General features: G+C 62.9%; 9 protein-coding genes. 2 read left to right on the top strand and 7 right to left on the bottom strand.

Annotated features, from left to right (window positions below; all coding sequences use genetic code 11):
- Nucleotides 1-22: 22 nt before the first annotated feature.
- Nucleotides 23-2,191 carry a NosR/NirI family protein gene (locus tag HU762_RS03265; RefSeq protein ID WP_238340331.1) on the bottom strand — a complete coding sequence of 723 codons (2,169 nt, stop codon included), beginning with the start codon at nt 2,189-2,191 and terminating at the stop codon, nt 23-25.
- 135 nt (nt 2,192-2,326) lie between these two features.
- On the opposite strand from HU762_RS03265, the gene HU762_RS03270 reads away from it, so the two are divergent.
- Entirely contained in the window at nt 2,327-4,984 is a 2,658-nt protein-coding gene (locus HU762_RS03270; RefSeq protein WP_186632832.1) for an excinuclease ABC subunit UvrA, read from the top strand.
- A 277-nt stretch (nt 4,985-5,261) separates the two neighbouring features.
- Here HU762_RS03270 and hemN read toward each other — a convergent pair whose 3' ends face one another.
- The 3 genes from hemN to HU762_RS03285 all read right to left on the bottom strand — a co-directional run bounded on the left by hemN (nt 5,262) and on the right by HU762_RS03285 (nt 8,530).
- Nucleotides 5,262-6,650, bottom strand: a complete 1,389-nt coding sequence (gene hemN, locus HU762_RS03275) for an oxygen-independent coproporphyrinogen III oxidase (protein ID WP_186632835.1) — start codon at nt 6,648-6,650, stop codon at nt 5,262-5,264.
- Nucleotides 6,647-8,002, bottom strand: a complete 1,356-nt coding sequence (locus tag HU762_RS03280; protein ID WP_186632838.1) for a coproporphyrinogen III oxidase — start codon at nt 8,000-8,002, stop codon at nt 6,647-6,649. Before HU762_RS03280 ends, hemN begins: the two co-directional genes overlap by 4 nt.
- 84 nt (nt 8,003-8,086) lie before the next feature.
- Nucleotides 8,087-8,530: a hypothetical protein gene (locus HU762_RS03285; RefSeq protein WP_186632841.1), complete on the bottom strand. Its 444-nt coding sequence runs from the start codon at nt 8,528-8,530 to the stop codon at nt 8,087-8,089.
- A gap of 303 nt (nt 8,531-8,833) precedes the next feature.
- On the opposite strand from HU762_RS03285, the gene HU762_RS03290 reads away from it, so the two are divergent.
- Nucleotides 8,834-14,446 carry a putative Ig domain-containing protein gene (locus HU762_RS03290; protein ID WP_186632844.1) on the top strand — a complete coding sequence of 1,871 codons (5,613 nt, stop codon included), beginning with the start codon at nt 8,834-8,836 and terminating at the stop codon, nt 14,444-14,446.
- Between the two features lie 107 nt (nt 14,447-14,553).
- Here the strand turns inward: HU762_RS03290 and HU762_RS03295 are convergent, their stop codons facing one another.
- The 3 genes from HU762_RS03295 to HU762_RS03305 are packed head-to-tail and all read right to left on the bottom strand — an operon-like array spanning nt 14,554 to nt 18,990.
- Complete coding sequence (locus HU762_RS03295; protein ID WP_186632846.1) at nt 14,554-15,903, bottom strand: TolC family outer membrane protein; 1,350 nt, start codon at nt 15,901-15,903, stop codon at nt 14,554-14,556.
- A 2-nt stretch (nt 15,904-15,905) separates the two neighbouring features.
- Nucleotides 15,906-17,276: an HlyD family type I secretion periplasmic adaptor subunit gene (locus HU762_RS03300; RefSeq protein ID WP_186632849.1), complete on the bottom strand. Its 1,371-nt coding sequence runs from the start codon at nt 17,274-17,276 to the stop codon at nt 15,906-15,908.
- Nucleotides 17,269-18,990, bottom strand: a complete 1,722-nt coding sequence (locus HU762_RS03305; RefSeq protein WP_186610138.1) for a type I secretion system permease/ATPase — start codon at nt 18,988-18,990, stop codon at nt 17,269-17,271. Before HU762_RS03305 ends, HU762_RS03300 begins: the two co-directional genes overlap by 8 nt.
- Nucleotides 18,991-19,272: the final 282 nt, after the last annotated feature.

Raw genomic sequence — 19,272 nt, forward strand, 5'->3', positions numbered from 1 at the left:
AGGGCCAGGTCGTCCGCAGCGCTCAGGGCGTCGGATCCACCTGCACCACGGGGATCCGTTGCGGGTCAGTGGCCGTCGCCTTGCTGCGCTTCTTGCGCTTGTTGATCAACGGCGGGCATTTGTTTTCGTTGTGCCAGGTCATCTGGCAGTCGAGGCAGTAATGGCATTCATTGGCGTTGATCCGGCCATCAGGGTGGATCGCCTGGATCTCGCATTCCTTGGCGCACAGCTGGCAAGGGTTGCCGCATTCCTTGCGGCGCTTGAGCCAATCGAACAGTCGCAAACGGGTCGGCATCGCCAGGGCCGCGCCCAGCGGGCAGACGTAGCGGCAATAGACTTTGCGGGTGAACAGGTTGATGACCAGCAGCCCCGCCGCGTACGCGACGAACCACCACTGACGGTCGAACTTGAGGGTGATGGCAGTCTTGAACGGCTCCACTTCGGCCAGCCGCTCGGCGCCGGACATCGATTCCAGCGAGACGCCGAACAGCACCAGCAAAATGATGTATTTGATCGCCCACAGCCGTTCATGGACGGCGAATGGCAGCTCGTATTGCGGCACCTTGAACTTGCGCGCCAGCTCGTTGATCAGCTCTTGCAGCGCGCCGAACGGGCAGAGCCAACCACAGAACACGCCGCGCCCCCAGAGCAGGATGCTGGCGGCGGTAAACACCCACAGGATGAAAATCAGCGGATCGCTGAGGAACAGCTCCCAACGGAAGTCTTCGAACAGGGCATGGACGAAGGTCAGCACGTTGACCACCGACAACTGCGCCAGCGCAAAGCCGCCCAGGAACACCACGGTGAATGCCAGGTAAGCGCGACGCACCCAGTGCAGCAGCGCCGGCCGCCGGGCCAATGAGTCTTGGAAAAACAGGATCGCTGTCAGCACCAGCAAGGCCGCCCCGAGCACCGAAATCTCGACGCTTTTCTGATACCAGAGGGTCAGCCACATCGGCCGGCTGGCCTCCTCGGCTGCCGCCAGTTGCTCGGGAGTGGGCAGCGGCCGTTCCAGGTAAGGCTCGGGCAGTTGGTAGCTCAACTCGAAACTGCTGAAGGTGCCGCTGACCGGCCCGGTCTGGCGACGCACCAGCAGCTCCAGGCTCCAAGGCGCGCCGGGGTCGAAACGGTGGGAGGCGCGGATAATGAAAATCGCCATTTCATCGAAGTCCGGCATGTCATCCATCGCCACGTCATTCAGACGTTGGAAATCCAGGTCGCGAAAGCTGATGGTGTCGCCGGACTGGCGCAACTGCACGCGGTCGAAAATGCCGCCACGCACGTAGCCCGAACCCTTGAAGGAATAGCGACCGCTGCCCATCACCGCGATCGCCTGTTCGCCCGGTTTGAGTTCGGTCATCAACGTGCGGTACTGCGTCTCGCCCAGCAGGTTGCGGCCGATGGTGGTCGCGTTCAGGTGCGTGACGTAGAGGTCGATGAACGTGTCATTGACTTGCTCGCCGCTGGCGGTTTCAACCTGCTCGGCTTCGGTGCCTTTGAATGATGCATCGACCTGGCCACGAGTCAGGTGCAGGCGCCGGATCGCGCCGTTGCCGGTCAAGGTCGTCCAATCGGCAGGCTGGAAAATATCGCTACGCACCCGCGCGGGGGCAACGGCCAGCCCTGCATCACCCTTGACCAATCCCAGGGACACCGCCACGTCGTGGGCCGCGCGCATGATGACTTCGTTGACCACCATGGCGGTCACGGTAGCGCCAGCGATGGCATCGACTGTCACCGCACTCGGGTCGCTGGAATGCCCCACTACGACGCGCCGGTTGACGTTGATGCCGCTGTAGCGCGCGCTGAAGGCGTGGAGTTTTTCTTCAGCGATGCCGATCAGCAGGATCGGTTCATGGTGTTCCAACACGTAGGCGTCGAGAATCACCCCGGCGGGATCGAGGATCACCTGTACGTTGATTGGCTTGCCGGAGTACGCCGGGATGTCCACCACATCCAGGCTCTGGAAGACGTAACCCAGGACCTTGCCGGCGGTGGAGAGCTTGCGAACCTTGAATGGGCCTTCGGGCCCGGAAGTCGAGTCGACCTGACCCAGGACGTGGTGGATGCGCTGTTGCTGGATGTCACCGTAGTCCTTGGCCTGGACGATTCCCGCAAACATCAGCAGTACAACAAACAGCCCGGGGAGCCAGGAGCGGGATGGGTGCAACATCACAAAGGGACGGGTCATGAGCGCCAGGGCTTGAAGACAGGATCTTGGCGATCATTGTGAGGGCCGTCCCTTGCCTGGGCCCTTGATTGAAATCAACTTGCGGCGGTTATCATTGCTCCACCGCATTGCACCGACGCACACAAGGAACGCTCAATGCCCGCTCGCACCAGCCCCGAATCAACCGCTTCATTGCCTGCAAGTACCGGGTTCGTCCGGGTGCGAGGCGCCCGCGAACACAACCTCAAGAATGTCGACGTCGACATCCCTCGCGATGCACTCGTGGTGTTCACCGGCGTGTCGGGTTCCGGCAAGTCGTCACTGGCTTTCTCCACGCTTTATGCCGAAGCCCAGCGGCGCTATTTCGAATCGGTCGCGCCCTACGCGCGGCGCCTGATCGACCAGGTGGGTGTGCCGGACGTGGACAGCATCGAAGGCCTGCCGCCAGCGGTGGCCTTGCAGCAGCAACGCGGCACGCCCAGCGCGCGCTCCTCGGTGGGCAGCGTCACCACCTTGTCGAGCCTGATCCGCATGCTCTATTCCCGCGCCGGCAGCTACCCGGCCGACCAGCCGATGCTGTATGCCGAAGACTTCTCGCCCAACACGCCGCAGGGTGCTTGCGCGCAATGCCACGGCTTGGGACGGGTCTATGAGGTGACCGAAGCGTCCATGGTGCCCGATCCTTCGTTGACCATCCGCGAACGCGCGGTGGCGGCCTGGCCGATGGCGTGGCAAGGCCAGAACCTGCGGGATATCCTGGTGACCCTGGGTTATGACGTCGATATTCCCTGGCGCGACCTGCCAAAGAAACAGCGCGACTGGATCCTGTTCACCGAAGAAACGCCGACCGTCCCGGTGTACGCCGGGCTCACCCCGGCCCAGACCCGCGAAGCGCTCAAGCGCAAGCTCGAACCCAGCTACCAGGGCACCTTCAGCGGCGCCCGGCGCTACCTGCTGCACACCTTCATGCATTCGCTAAGCGCCCAGATGCGCAAGCGCGTGGCCCAATACATGCGCGCCAGCCCCTGCCCGGTGTGCGAGGGCAAACGCCTCAAGCGCCAGGCACTGACGGTGACGTTCGCCGGCCTGGACATCGCCGAACTGTCGCACCTGCCATTGCTGGAATTGGCCGAAGTGCTCAAGGGTGTCGCCGCGCCCGACTACCTGCGTCAGCCTGAAGAACCGAGCGACGTCCTCAGCCACCGCCAGACCCGTGAAGCCCGCGAGCAACGCGCCGCCCGGGGCGAAAATCCCCACGCGGGCGGACCGGACGCGCGCCACACACCCAACCTGTCCCTGGAAAAACGCCTGGCCGCCCAGCGCATCGCCGCCGAGCTGTTGGAGCGGATTACCACGCTGATCGACCTCGGCCTCGGCTACCTGGCCTTGGAGCGCAGCACGCCGACGCTGTCCTCCGGTGAACTGCAGCGCCTGCGCCTGGCCACCCAGCTCAACTCCCAGTTATTCGGGGTGATCTACGTGCTGGATGAACCCTCCGCCGGCTTGCACCCAGCCGACAGCGAAGCGTTGTTCGGCGCCTTGCAGCGCCTGAAGGCGGCGGGCAATTCGGTGTTCGTGGTCGAGCACGACCTGGACACCATGCGCCGCGCCGACTGGCTCATCGACGTCGGTCCCGATGCGGGTGAGCAAGGCGGAAAAATCCTCTACAGCGGGCCACCTGAAGGCCTTGGCCAAGTGCCTGAGTCCCGGACCCGCGCCTATCTTTTCTCGGACAGCTTTGCCGCCGCGCGCCCCCCTCGTGAACCCAAGGGCTGGTTGCGCCTTGAAGGCATCACCCGCAACAACCTCGAGAACCTGAGCGCGGCCTTTCCCCTCGGCTGTTTCACGGCGGTGACCGGCATTTCGGGCTCAGGTAAATCCAGCCTCGTCAGCCAGGCCTTGCTTGACCTGATAGGGGCCCACCTGGGCCAGGCCGGCCCCACCGCCGAGACCGATGAACAAAGCCTGGAAGACGAACCCGTGCAAACCAGTGGCGGCCATGTCACCGCCGGGCTCGATGCGATCAAGCGACTGGTGCAGGTCGACCAGAAACCCATCGGCCGCACGCCTCGCTCCAACCTCGCCACCTACACCGGACTGTTCGACCACGTGCGCAAACTCTTCGCCGCTACCGAACAGGCAACAGCGCTGGGATTCGATGCCGGACGGTTTTCGTTCAACGTCGCCAAAGGCCGCTGCGAAACCTGTGAAGGCGAAGGTTTCGTCAGCGTGGAATTGTTGTTCATGCCAAGCGTGTACGCCCCCTGCCCTACGTGCCATGGCGCCCGCTACAACCCGCAGACCCTGGAGGTGATCTGGCAGGGCTTGAATATCGCCCAAGTGCTGCAACTGACCGTGGACCAGGCGCTCGAGGTCTTCGCCGGCCAAGCATCGGCGCGGCGCTCGTTGCAAGTGCTGCATGACATTGGCCTGGGCTATCTGCGCCTCGGCCAACCGGCCACCGAACTGTCTGGCGGCGAGGCCCAGCGGATCAAACTGGCAACGGAACTGCAACGCAAGGCCCGGGGCGCGACGCTATACGTGCTGGACGAGCCCACCAACGGCTTGCATCCCCAGGACGTCGATCGCTTGCTGGTGCAATTGAACCGTCTGGTGGACGAAGGCCACAGCGTGGTGGTGGTCGAGCATGACATGCGCGTCGTGGCCCAGAGCGACTGGGTCATCGACATCGGCCCGGGTGCGGGGACGCAGGGTGGCAAAGTCGTGGTCTGCGGCACACCGGAGGCGGTCGCGGCGTGTCGGGAAAGCCGCACGGCGCCGTTTCTGGCGAGGGCTTTGCAGCCGAAACACTGAACCGTGGCGAGGGAGCCAGCTCCCGCTGGATGGCGCAGCCGAGCGGGGATAAATCCCCTCGCCACAAAAGCATTCTCGCCCGGTTGAGCAGAGTTGATCGTTCCCACGCTCTGCGTGGGAATGCATCCCGTGACGCTCTGCGTCACCCGCCAGAAGCGGAACGCGGAGCGTCCCTGGCGACATTCCCACGCAGGAGCGCGGGAACGATCGGTATGTATTTTTAGCCTTAAAAATCAGTTGGTTGTAATTTGTTCCATGAGAGCTTGCTCCCGCTGGGTCAAACCGTTCGCGAATACTGCACCGTCTGCTCCCCCGCCAGGTACGCATCGAACGCCATGGCCACGTTACGCATCATCAGTTGCCCCTGGGGCAACAACACCAGCGAGTCCTCATGGATCTCCAATAGTCCATCGCCCACCAACTCCTGGAGCCGCTCCAGCGCGTCAGCGAAGTACTCGGCAAAGTGGATGCCATGACCCGCTTCGATCCGACCGAAATCAATCCGTCCGTGGCACATCAATTCGCTGATCACTTCGCGCCGCAAGCGGTCGTCATCGCTCAGGTGGTAGCCCCGTTGCACTGGCAACAAGCCCTGGTCCAGCCACGCGTAGTATTGGGAAAGCTCCTTGACGTTCTGGTTGTAGCTGTCACCGACCTTGCCGATTGAAGACACGCCCAGGCCAATCAGGTCGCAGTCGGCATGGGTGGAATAGCCCTGGAAATTACGCTGCAAGGTCCCCCGGGAACGGGCACGTACCAGCTCGTCGTCCGGCAAGGCGAAGTGATCCATGCCGATGTAGACGTAACCGGCCGCGGTCAGCCGGTTAATGGTCAGTTCCAGCAGCTCCAGCTTACGTTCGGGTGGCGGCATGTCTTCGGGCCGGATCATCCGTTGCGCCCTCACCCGTTGCGGCAGGTGCGCATAGCTGTACGCGGCGATCCGGTCAGGGCGCAAGGCGATGATTTTGCCCAAGGTGACATCGAAACTGGCCAGGGTTTGCAGCGGCAGGCCGTAGATCAGATCGACGCTGATCGACTTGAATCGAGCCAGCCGGGCCGCCTCTACCAGCTCGGTGACCTGGGCTTCGCTTTGCACCCGATTGACCGCGGCCTGCACTTGCGCATCGAAATCCTGGATGCCGAAGCTCAGGCGGTTGAAGCCAAGGCGACGCAAGCCTTGGATCTGTTCGGCATCTATCGTGCGGGGATCGACCTCGATGGAAAACTCATGGTCGTCACTGTCGTCCATGTCGAATGACTGGTGCAGGCAGTCCATCAGGTCAGCCAGTTGTTCATGGGTCAGGTAAGTCGGCGTGCCTCCGCCCAGGTGCAGTTGGGTCAACTTGCGCGAGCGCTCGAACAAGGCGGCTTGCAAGGCGATCTCGCGCTTGAGGTACGTCAGATACTCGACGGCGCGATGGGTCTTGCGCGTGATGATCTTGTTGCAGGCGCAGTAGTAGCAAAGGCTCTGGCAGAACGGGATATGGATATACACCGAGAGCGGCTTGGGTACCTGCGCCAGGTGGCTGCGCCCGGCCGCCTGGCGGTATTCATCCAGGGCGAACGCTTGGTGAAATTGCGGCGCGGTGGGATAGGACGTATAGCGTGGCCCCGGGCGATCATATTTTTCGACCAGGGCGCGATTGAAACCGGTGGCTGCGTTCATGAAGGGTTCAACTTTTCAAAATAGTGAAGGCCCGCGCCCGCAGTTTCCGGGTCGAACAGGTTGCAGATCGCGTCTACGCTCAGGCGCCCAGCGGGCAGGATGCCGATGAAACGGCTCGACAGCTCGATCAATCCCTGAACGTGCAACTGTTCCAACAAAGGCCAGACGCCTGCGAAATACTCGCGAAACACCAGGCCGAAACGCCTTTCAACCGCTGGGATATCCAGCTCCAGGTCACACGACAACTGCTCGGTGACCGTGGCCCCGATCAAGTCCTGCGCCTCGCAACGCCAGCCACGGCACACGGGTAATTGCCCGGCATCGAGTTGCTGGCAGTACTGGAGCAGGTCGTCGGTGTTCTGCACGTACAGGTGCTCGATCTGGGTGATGGCCGACAAGCCGAAACCCACATGATCGCAGCAACCGTGACGGGTGAAACCCTGGCAGTTGCGATGCAGGCGCCCATGTTCCTGGGCGACCGCCAGGTCATCGTCAGCCCGGACAAACTGCCCCAGGCCGATGTAGTGGTAACCGGCCTCGAGCAGTTGTTCGCAGCAACTGCGACGCATCGCGCCCTTGTCGGTCTCGCTGCAAAAGGCTCCGACCTCTGAGGCGTTCTTGGAACGGTAGCGATAAGGCGCGCGGGCGTAATCGAAGACGTACAGGCGATCCGGTTCCAGCTCGATCAATGTGGCCAGTTTCTGGGCGAAACTTTGGGGAGTCTGCCAGGCATGACCGTAGCCCAAGTCAATGTTGATCGAGCGAAAACCAAAGGTCCGCGCCGCATCGATCAGCGAGTGAATCGGGGCTGGGTTCTGGTAGCAATCGACGGACAACTCGCTGTCGCGCCCGATGTCCGGAACGCCGATGCTGACATGGGTGAAACCCTGGTCGCGGATCAGCCCCATGGTCGACCAGTCGGTATGGTGCAAGTCGACTTCGATGCTGTGGTCACCGCTTTCGCAGAAGTCGAAACGCTTGCGCAGGTCGCTCATCAACCTTTGCAGGTGCGTAATCACCGGCGTTCCGCCGGTCAGGCAGAACTGCTCGACCCGCCGCCCCGAGCCCAGGTGACAGGCAACCAGGCCCATCTCATAGGTCAGGCGTTGCAGATAGCCGTCTATTTCCCCGCATCGGCACACGCTGGCCAGGGTTGAGCAGGAGGCCAACCTCAAGCGCGACGGCAAATGCACCGCCAGCGACAGGGGCCGGCGCTTTTGCCGACTGGAGCGTAACCCCCTGAGCAGGTCGAGCGAGCCGATGCCAGGGTGGAATTTACGCGCACCGATCGGGCAATCCGCCTGCGCAACCGCTGGCGCAGACTCATCGAGGGTATGAAACAGGTCGAACATGACGATCTCCGAGTGGCTGCGCGACAACAGTGTCAGGCTTATCCCACGCGGCCACCTTGACCTGTATCAAGCGCCCTGCTCGCTCTACCCATTGAGGTAAAACATGCCCTTGGCCAACAGCACGATCGCGACCAGATGCAAGAAGACGCTGGCATGGATGAATCGGACGTAACCGGCCTTCATGCGCCCGCTTCGAAACAGCCACATCGCCCGGAGGAAATGCCCCAGCACACTGGCCGCCAGGAGGATCTTCAACCCAAGCAACACGCCAAACGACGATTGCAATGGCGACGCCAGCACCGCCCGGTAACGCAGCCAGACCATGGCCACGCCCGCGCCGAACAACACCAGCAATACCCAGGGCATCAATTGTCGGGCACGCCGGCTGATGCCCTGCTCAAGCAGAACCATCACTTTGGTGGGCAGTTGTTGGCGGATGCTTTCCAGGAACAGCACCTCGAAGAACACCGTGCCAATGAAGATCAGCGCGGCGAACAGGTGCAAGGTCAGAAACAGCAGATACGTCATGAGGCTCCCCGGCGGCACTTGGGGCGCTGCCTTTATCCAAGGCTAACGCCGGTCGAGCATGGGGAGGTTGATGCCAATCAAGGAAAGCACGGGCTCATCCATTCCACCGTTGATCGTCAAAAAGCGTCAACAAAACGTTACACATCGGCAGGATCGAGACAACCGCCGATCAGATCATCCAGTTTTTTGACACTTCGCCGATGTGCGGTCACAACTTTTTCGCTCCGCTGGGTCTTAACACCGAGGTCGCTGATGGAATATTGGCAGCCAATGAGGTTTTGAGCCTGATACGGAGATAAGTCCATGATTTTCAATGTACAAAATTTTGGCGCCAAAGGAGATGGCGTTACTGACGACACGGCGGCCATTCAAAGTGCGATCGATGCGGCAGCGGCCGCGGGCGGCGGTCAGGTGTACATGCCGACCGGAACCTACATCGTTTCGGGGGGAGAGGAACCTTCCGATGGCTGCCTGATGCTCAAGAGCAACGTCTACCTGTACGGCGACGGCATGGGCGACACCACGGTCAAGCTGGCCGACGGCTCCGACGCCAAGATCACCGGCATTATTCGCTCGGCCTATGGCGAGGAAACCCACGATTTCGGCGTCAGCAACCTCACCATCGACGGTAACCGCGACGCCACCACCGGCAAGGTGGACGGCTGGTTCAACGGTTATATCCCCGGCGAAGAAGGCTACGATTCCAACGTCACCCTCGACAGCGTCGAGATCAAGGACTGCTCCGGGTACGGCTTCGACCCCCACGAGCAGACCGTCAACATGGTCATCAAGAACAGCGTGTCCCACGGCAACGGCCTGGATGGGTTCGTTGCCGACTTCCTCAGCGACAGCACTTTCGAAAACAACGTCGCCTACGACAACGACCGCCACGGCTTCAACGTCGTCACCAGCACCCACGACTTCACCCTCACCAACAACGTCGCCTACAACAACGGCGGCAACGGCATCGTGGTGCAGCGGGGCAGCGAAGACATCCCCTCGCCCAGCAACATCACCATCACCGGCGGCGAGGTGTACGGCAACGGCGCCGAAGGCGTGCTGATCAAGCTGTCCAGCGACGTGACCGTCACTGGCGTCGACATCCACGACAACGCCAGCGCAGGGGTCCGTATCTACGGCAGCAATCACGTCGAGGTCCTCGACAACACGCTCAACAACAATGCGTTGGGCAGTGCGGTACCGGAAATCATCATCCAGTCCTACGACGACACGCTTGGGGTGTCCGGCAAGTACTTCAACGGCAGCGACAACCTGATCCAGGGCAACGTCATCAGCGGCAGCAACCTTTCCACCTACGGCGTCGCCGAGCGCAACGAAGACGGCACCGATCGCAACGCAATCATCGCCAACACCATCAGCCACACCAGCAAGGGCGCCACGCTGGTCTACGGCGACGGCAGCTACGTCAGCGCCACGGTGCCGATGACCACGGTTCAAGGCACGGCGGGCAATGACATCCTGACGGGCACCAGCGCCAGCGAGATCTTCTACGGCGCAGCCGGCAACGACACCATCAACGGCGCGGCTGGCAGCGACATCCTGGTGGGCGGCGCGGGCGTCGACAAACTCACCGGCGGCACAGGCGCGGATGTGTTCCGCTTCGCCAGCCAGTCCGACAGCTACCGCAATGCAACCGCAAGCTTCGATGACACCATCACCGATTTCGACGTCACCCAGGACAAGATCGACCTCGCCGACCTCGGTTTTACCGGCCTGGGCAATGGCCGTGGCGGCACCTTGCAAGTCAGCTACAACGCCAGCAGCGACCGCACCTACATCAAGGATTACGACGCCGACGGCAGCGGCAATCGCTTCGAGCTGATTCTCTCGGGCAACCTGGCAAGCACCCTGACGGCGGACAACTTCATCTTCAACCGGGTGATCACCGGCACCGCCGGCAGCGACTCGTTGCTGGGCACCGATGCGGCCGACACCCTGCTCGGCCTGGCCGGCAATGACAGCCTCAGTGGCGGCGCGGGCGGCGACAAACTCAACGGCGGCGCCGGCATGGATACCCTCACCGGCGGCGCCGGGGCGGATACCTTCGTGTTCGCCAATCGCATGGACAGCTACCGCAACTACAATACCGGCGGCGCCAACCTCGGAGACCTGATCACCGATTTCGACATCGGCGCCGACAAGATCGACCTTTCCGCCATGGGTTTCACCGGCCTGGGCGACGGCAAGAACAACACCGTCTACCTGGTTCTCAACAGTGCCGGCACCAAGACCTATATCAAGTCGCTGGTGGCCGATGCCAATGGCAACCGCTTCGAAGTGGCCCTGGACGGCAATTACCTCAACACCCTGACCAGCGCCAACTTCGTCTTCGCCACCTCGTCGCCGACCAACCAGGCGCCGGTGCTGGCCACGCCCTTGCTAGACCAGAACGCGAATGAAAAAACACCGTTCAGCTACGTGGTGCCTGCCACCAGTTTCACCGACCCGGACAATGACACCCTCAGCTACACCGCCAAGCTGGCCGATGGCAATGCCTTGCCCAGTTGGCTGACATTCGATGCCGCCACGCGCACCTTCAGCGGTACGCCACCGGACACGGCGTCGGGCACCTACTCGATCCAAGTCACCGCAACCGACGGCAGCAACGCTACCGTCAGCGACAGCTTCACCCTGGCCGTGCAAGACGTGCCCAGTTCCGTGGTGATCAATGGCACGCCGAACAACGACACGCTGACCGGCACCGTGGCCAACGAGCAGATTTTCGGCGGCGCGGGTAACGACACGATCAATGGCGCAGCCGGCAACGACATTCTGGTGGGCGGCACCGGCGTGGACAAACTCACCGGTGGCACCGGCGCCGATGTGTTCCGCTACACCTCCAAGCTCGACAGCTACCGGACAAGCTCCACCAGCGCCAGTGACCAGATCCTCGATTTCGACGTGGCCGCCGACAAGATCGACGTCTCGGCCCTGGGCTACACCGGGCTGGGCAACGGGCTCAATGGCACGCTGCAGGTCAGTTACAGCGCATCGACCAACCGTACCTACCTCAAGGACCTCACCGTCGATGCCAATGGCAACCGCTTCGAAATATCCATGGCGGGCAACTTCGTCAGCAGCCTGACGGCCAGTCATTTTGTCTTCGCCGACCAGAACACGCCGACCAACGTGGCACCGGTGGTGGTCATCCCGCTCCTGGACCAGAACACCAGCGAAAGCACGCCATTCAGCTACACCGTGGCGAGCAATAGCTTCACCGACGCCAACCAGGATGTGCTGACCTACACCGCGACCCTCGCCAACGGCAGCGCCCTGCCCTCATGGCTGAGCTTCAATGCCAGCAACCTGACCTTCACCGGCACGCCCACCAGCACCGCGGCAGGCAACTATGACGTACTGGTCAAGGCCACCGATCCGTCGGGGGCATCGGTCAGCGACAGCTTCGCCCTGGTGGTGGCCGATGCCCCCGCCAACACCATCACCGGCACGGCCAATGCCGAGAGCCTGAACGGCACGGCCGGCGCGGACCTGATCCTGGGCCTGGGTGGTAACGACACCATCAAGGCCGGCACCGGTGCCGACATCGTCGATGGCGGTGCCGGGCGCGACTCGCTGTATGGCGGCGACGGCGGCGACACGTTCCGCTACAACAACCTGTCCGACAGCTACCGCGACTACGACACCGGAGGCGTCACCGCCACAGACACGATCTACGACTTCACCGCGGGCGTCGACAAGATCGACGTGTCCGGGCTGGGTTTCCTCGGCCTGGGCGATGGCAGCAATGGCACGCTCTACATGACCTTGAACGCGGCCGGCGACAAGACTTACGTCAAGTCGAGCCAGGCCGACGCCGATGGCAATCGCTTCGAGATCGCCCTGAACGGCAACTACCTCAACACCCTGACCGCCGATGATTTCGTCTTCGGCGAGCGCGCCCAGCAGGACATTCTTTACCTGCCGACGCTCGGCCAATCCAACGCGCGCCTGCTGCGCATGAGCGAAGACGACGATCAGTCCGGCACCTCGATGCTGGTCAACGACCTGAACAAATACACCACCTACGACGTGCGCAGCCAGTTCAGCGATGCCGACGGCAACGGCATCGACATTGCGGTGGGTGGCAGCACGGTCAACGGCTTGTCGACCCTCGGCGCCGAAGAGTTGAAATTGTGCTGGTGGTTGACCGACACCAACCAACCCGGGCCGGCGCTGTTGCGTGCGGTGACGTTGCTGCGCGACCAGCTCACGGAGCTCAAATCCATCGACAACGTCACGATGGGCATTGTCTGGGGCCAGGGCGAGGAAGCCGCCCAGGAAATCGCCCGCGCCACGGACAAGGAAGCGGCAGCGGCGGCCTACAAGGCGGCGACGCTGAAGGTCTTCGATTACCTGCACGCCCAGTTTGGCAATTTCAATGTGTACATGATGGAGACCGGTCACTACGAGCAGGACGCGGCGCGTGCCCGTGGCTACTCGGAAGAGAAGATCGCCGCCATCGTCGCGGGCGTCGGCTATGTCCGCGCCACCCAGGAAGCCATCGCGGCCGAGCGCGCCGATGTGAAGCTGGCGGTGGACTACACCGACCTGCCGCTGCGCTACGAAGTCGACCCGCTGGTGTATCCCGACGACGTCTGGCATCTGCATGAGGAGTCGGCGGAAATCGTCGGCCAGCGCCTGGCGGACTACATCGCAGGTGACCTCGGTTTCCAGGGCAACCCCAACGACAACAACAGCGTCCAGGATATTTTCGACGGCGCGCAGAATGAAGGAGGGAAGATCTCCGGCACCGACCAGGCGGACACGCTGGTGGGCAGTTCCGGCAACGACATACTGGACGGCGACTTGGGTGCCGACTCGTTGACCGGTGGCGATGGCAACGACATCTACGTCGTCGACAACGCATTCGACAGCGTGGTGGAAACCAACACCTCGACCTCGCAGATCGATACGGTCCAGGCGTCGGTCAGCTGGACGCTCGGCGCCAACCTGGAAAACCTGGTATTGACCGGCGTGTCGGACATCGACGGGACCGGCAACGAGCGTCGCAACTTCATCACCGGCAACGCCGCCAACAACGTGCTCAATGGCGCTGCGGGGGCCGACAGCATGAGCGGTGGCGACGGTAACGACACCTACTATGTCGACAACACCAGCGATACGGTGATCGAGACCAGCAGCAATCCGGTGTCCGGCGGTATCGACAGCGTCCACAGCAGCCTGGCCACCTACACGCTGGGCAACAATGTCGAGAACTTGTACATCGATAATGCGGGCGCTGCCAACGGGATCGGCAATGCGCTGGGCAATACGCTGTTCGCCGGTGCTGGCGACAACATCCTCGACGGGCGCGATGGCAATGACACGGCGTCGTTCGAGCGCGTGTCGGCCGGGGTGACCGTGAACCTGTCGACCTCCGCGCAACAAAACACCGTGGGCTCGGGGCTCGACACGCTGAAGTTCATCGAGAACCTGACGGGCAGCGCCTATGCGGACACCCTGTCGGGCAACAGTGCCGGGAACATCCTCAACGGCGGCGCGGGCAACGACACCTTGGTGGGCGGCTCGGGCGACGACCGCCTGATCGGCGGTGCCGGCACTGACAACCTCACCGGCGGCACGGGCGCGGATACTTATGCGTTTGGTGCGCTGTCGGACATGGGCGTCGGCGCGGCGCGCGATGTGATCAACGGTTTCAAGACGACGGAGCTCGATAAACTGGATTTCACCGGTCTGGACGCCAACCCGCTGACCGCCAATGTCGATGCGTTCAACTTCATCGGCAGCAACGCCTTTGACGCCACCAACGCCACCGGCCAACTGCGCTTCGTCGACGGCATCCTCTACGGCAGCATCGACGCCGACGCCACCGCCGAGTTCGAGTTCGAACTGGTTGGCGTCAAGGAGCTGCACGCCAGTGACTTCACTGCCTGAGTGATGGGGGCTGCTACGCAGCCCAGCGGGGCGGTGTGACGTTTCGCTAAATCCCCTCGCCACGGACTGCCTCTGTGGCGAGGGAGCAACAGCCGTGGGGGCCGGCCTTAGAACAAACTTTGCACCTGTTCCAGCACCGCGCGATTCATCTGGCCGGTGTGGATGTGCAGGCTTACATAGCTTTGCAGCATGTCCAATTTGGTGTCGAGCAGGTCCCGCCGCGCCTGGAATAGCCGCTGCTGGGCATCGAGAATGTCGACCGTCGAACGTACCCCGCCTTGAAACCCCTTCTCCGTCGACGTCAGCGCCCGTTGGTTGGATTCCACTGCCCGTTGCATCGCCTTGCTCTTGGCAAAACCTGCGACCACGCCCAGGTAATCGGTTTCGATGTCTTCGGCCAATTGCTGACGCTGCACGTCGTAATCGGACTGGGCGCCTGCAAGCTGTGCCTCGGCCTTGGCCACCGAGGCGCGCACCGCGCCGCCGCGATACAACGGAATGTCCAACTGCACGCCAACGTAGTAAGTGTCCTGGCGCGGGTCCAGCTCCTGGTACTGACGGGTTTCCCGGCGGGTCAACTGAGTGGTGAGCGACAACGTTGGGTAGTGCCCGGCGCGCTGGCTGTCGGCCTGCGCCTCGGCCACTTTCACCGCCGCCAGCCGGGCCGCCAATTCCGGGCTGGCCTCGCGGGCAATTGCCGTCCAGTAAGGTAAATCCTGCTCCGGCGGGATCGGCGTTCCGGTGGGAAGTTCTTCGCGCATCGGTTGGATGTCATCAATCGGTACATTGGAACGGCCCGACAGCGCCCGCAACGCAGCCACGCGCCGGGCGTTGGCTTCGGCTTCCTGGGCCTCCACCAGATCGAGCCGAGCCTGGGCCTCGTCGATGTCGGTGATTGCGCCCTGGCCACCCTGGTAAAGCTTTTTGCTCTGGATCACCAACCCATTGATCGCGGTTTTCTGCTGGGCGATCAACTTGAGCTCGTTCTCGGCCCGAGCGACGTCGAAATAGCCCTTGGCAACCCGATCGAACAGCGCCTGGCCGGCCACATCGAACTGTTGGCTACCGAGTGTTCCCCGGGCCTTGCCCTCCTGATACGCCGCCCAACGGCCCTTGTCATACAGCGGCTGCTGCGCAGCCAAGGTCACGTTATTGGCCTGGTAATCGTTGCTGTTGACGTAGCCGCTGTCATCGCCGCCATCGGTACGCCCGCCATACCCATAACGTGATGACAACGACACTTGCGGGTACAGCCCGCCCCGACCGATCGCCTCTTCCTGGCGCGACGCATCAAAGGCGTGGGTCGCCGCTTGCAAGGTCGGGTCGTTGAGACGCGAGGCATCGTAAGCGGCGATCAGGCTCAACCCGCCCTCCGCCGCCCACACCGGGCCGATCACCGCCCAACTGGTACACAAACTCAACAGCACACGGACGCCGTAACGGCAACGGTCGGTCATGCTCATTCCTCTTTGAAGGCAGCCAGCAAGCGTTCGCGCAAAGGTTTCATCAGATAGTTCATCAAGGTCCGCTCTCCGGTCACCACGGTGACATCGGCGAGCATGCCCGGGCGCACCAGCAGCCCGGCCTCTTGCAGCGAAGCCACCGTGTCGGCGGGAATCTCGACCTTGGCGGAGAAGTACGGCTGGTGGGTTTGCTGATCGATCAACTGGTCCGCCGACACCGTGGTCACGGTGCCCGTCACCGTTGGCGTATCCACCCGTTGCAGCGCGGTGAAATGCACGTGCACCGGCAACCCCGGGCGCAGCTTGTTGGCCATCAGCGGCTCAAAGCGCGCGGTGATCGCCATCGGCGCGTCCAGCGGCACAACCTGCATCAGGGTTTGCCCGGCCTGGGCGACGCCCCCGACCGTGTGGATCGACATATCCATCACCTGCCCGGCCACCGGTGCCCGGATCGCGCCGTTATCCACTTCGAATTGCAAGGCGCGGATCTGATCGGCATAGCCCGCCGCCTCAGCGGATACTTCACTGAGCTGGGTTTCGGCATCGCGGCGAAATTCCTGCTGCGCCTGCAAAGCCTTGAGCCGGCTTTCGTTGATGGCCTGGCGCGTCCTGCCGACGTCACCGATGCCGGAAGCAATCTGTCCGGCCAGTTGCGCGGCATTACGCTCGGCCTCGAAGAGCTTGTTGCGCGGCACGTAGCCTTCCCGGGCCAGCTCGCGCAGGCCTTCGAGTTCCTGCTGCTGGAAACGCATTTGCGCGTCGTAGTTGCGCTTGACCCCTTCATACCCCTGCAACTGCTGCTGCAAGGCGCCAATTTCATGCTCGATGATCTGCAGGCGGCTACCCAGCTCGGCACGCCGCGTCAGGAACAATTGACTCTGCAGCGCCATGGCCGCCTTGACGCGCGGCTCTTCGGCCCGCTCCAGCAATTGCGCCGGCCACTGGATTTCAGCGGCGCCCAGGCGTTCGGCAATCAATCGCGCCTCGATACTGCGGTCGTTGAGCAGCTTGCCCAGGGTGACGTCCAACTGAGATTGCGCCTGCACGGTGTTCAGCTGTACCAGCAACTGGCCCTGGCTGACGCGGTCACCGTCGCTGACCAGCAGCTTCTCCACTACGCCGCCCACCAGCGATTGCACCGCCTTGCGCTCGCCCGCCACCACCACCGTGCCGCTGCCCACCACGCCCTGGTCGAGTGGCGCCAGAAAGGCCCAGAGCAGGAATCCGCCCAGCGTCAGGGCCAGGAAGATCACGCCGTAGCGCGCCGCGCCACCGGCATCGGTGCTGGCGCTGGGCAAGGTGTTGCTGCTGAGTACGCTCAAGCCGTGCTCGCCGTGGACCGCCGCGGTCGGTTTCAAATCACGCATCTTTGCCTGCCTCCCGCACGGCGGTTGGCCTTGGTCCCGGCATCAACGCCTTGAGCACCCGATCCCGAGGCCCAAACGCTTGTTGAGTCCCGTCCTTCAACACAAGGATGTGATCGACCACCGCCAGCACGTTGGGCCGGTGCGTGATCAACACCACGGTGCTGCCGGCGGCCTTGAGCACGCCGATGGCCTGCACCAGCGCCAGTTCGCCGGCTTCATCCAGGTTGGAATTGGGTTCGTCGAGCACGATCAGCGACGGGCTGCCATACAGCGCGCGCGCCAGGCCAAGGCGTTGCTTCTGGCCGCCGGACAAACCAAGCCCGCCGGGGCCCAGCGGCGTGTCGTAACCCTTGGGGAATCTCAGGATCATTTCGTGGATGCCGGCGTGGCGACCGGCCGCAATAATCTTGTCGGCGTCCTGCTCGCCGAAGCGGGCAATATTGTCGGCCACGCTGCCGTCGAACAGCTCGATGTCCTGCGGCAGATAACCCAGGTACGGGCCCAAGGCGTCGTGGGACCATTGGCTGATCTCGGCATCGTCCAGCCGCACCGAGCCGCCCATGGCCGGCCATACCCCGACCAGCGCCCGGGCCAGCGTCGATTTACCGCTGGCGCTGGGACCGACCACCGCAAGCACCTCGCCTTTGCCGAGGCTGAAATTGATGCCCCGCAGGATCGGCTGCGAAGCGCCGGGCGGCCCGACATACAACTGTTCCAGGCGCACCGCGCCGGTGGGCGCAGGCAATGGCATGCGCAAGCGTTCGCGGGGGTGTTGCGCCAGCAGTTGGCTCAGGCGCTGGTAACTCTGGCGCCCGGCGTTGAACTGCTTCCACGAGCCGATGGCGATTTCCACCGGCGCCAGGGCACGCCCCAACAACAGCGACATGGCGATCATCATGCCCGCCGACAACTGGCCTTCCAGCACCAGCAGCGCGCCCAGCCCCAAGGCCAGGGACTGACCGGAGATACGCACGAAACGCGTCGCCGAGGTGATACGCGCCCCCCGATCACTGGCATGGGCCTGCGCCGCGATAATCCGTTGTTGCAGCAGGCTCCAGCGCTGGCGCAGCGGCCCGAGCATGCCCAAGGCCTGGATGACTTCGGCGTTCTGCAGCGTGCTGTTGACGTAGATCGATGACTGCACGCCCAACCGATTGGCCTCTCCCAGCCGGACGCGGGTTGCCAGCTCGCCCCACAGCGCCAGCCCGACCAACGCCAGGGCGAGCACCAGGGTCAGCACGCCGAACCAGGGGTGGAAGATGAACGCTACCAAGAGGAAGATCGGCAACCATGGCGCATCGAGCAAGGCAATCAGGCCCTGGCCGGTAATCAGCTGTCGCAGAGTGGCCAGATCGCTCAGGACCTGTGCCGGGTTGGCGTTGTGCTCACGCAGGCTGCGGGCAAAGGCCGCATCGAAAATCCGCTCGCCCAAGGCATCGTCCAGCCCGGCGCTCATGCGAATCATCACCTCGCCGCGCACCCACTCGATCAAGGCACTGAACATGAACAGTCCGAGGGCGATCAGCGTGAGCATGAACAAGGTGGTTTCGTTGCGGCTGGTCAGGACCCGGTCGTAGACCTGCATCATGTAGAGCGACGGCACCAGCACCAGCAGGTTGATCACCCCGCTGAACAGCGCCAGCGACCCGAACACCCGGCGATAACTGAGCAAAGCGGCGTCGATGTCGTGCCGAGGATCGAGGAGCAAACCCATAGATATCAACCCGCAAAAGGAATAAACGGTCCCGGCGCAATCCATCGCGAGTTATTTCGCCCGCAGGCGTCAAAAAAAGAGCGTCAGGTAGCTGACATTGTCGCTATATGAGCCGAACGTCGCCGCTACTGACGCCAAGTACTGACAACGTAACCTAAGGTTAGTGCCAGCATGGGATCGCTGTTTTTTAGCATTGTTGATGCAAAACGGGCGCGTAAAAAAGGGCTGCTGCGCAGCCCAGCGGGAGCAAGCTCCCTCGCCACGATGAGGTGCGGACCCGGA

The organism is Pseudomonas sp. SWRI92 (genome assembly GCF_014268685.1).
Classification (GTDB): Bacteria; Pseudomonadota; Gammaproteobacteria; order Pseudomonadales; family Pseudomonadaceae; genus Aquipseudomonas; species Aquipseudomonas marvdashtae.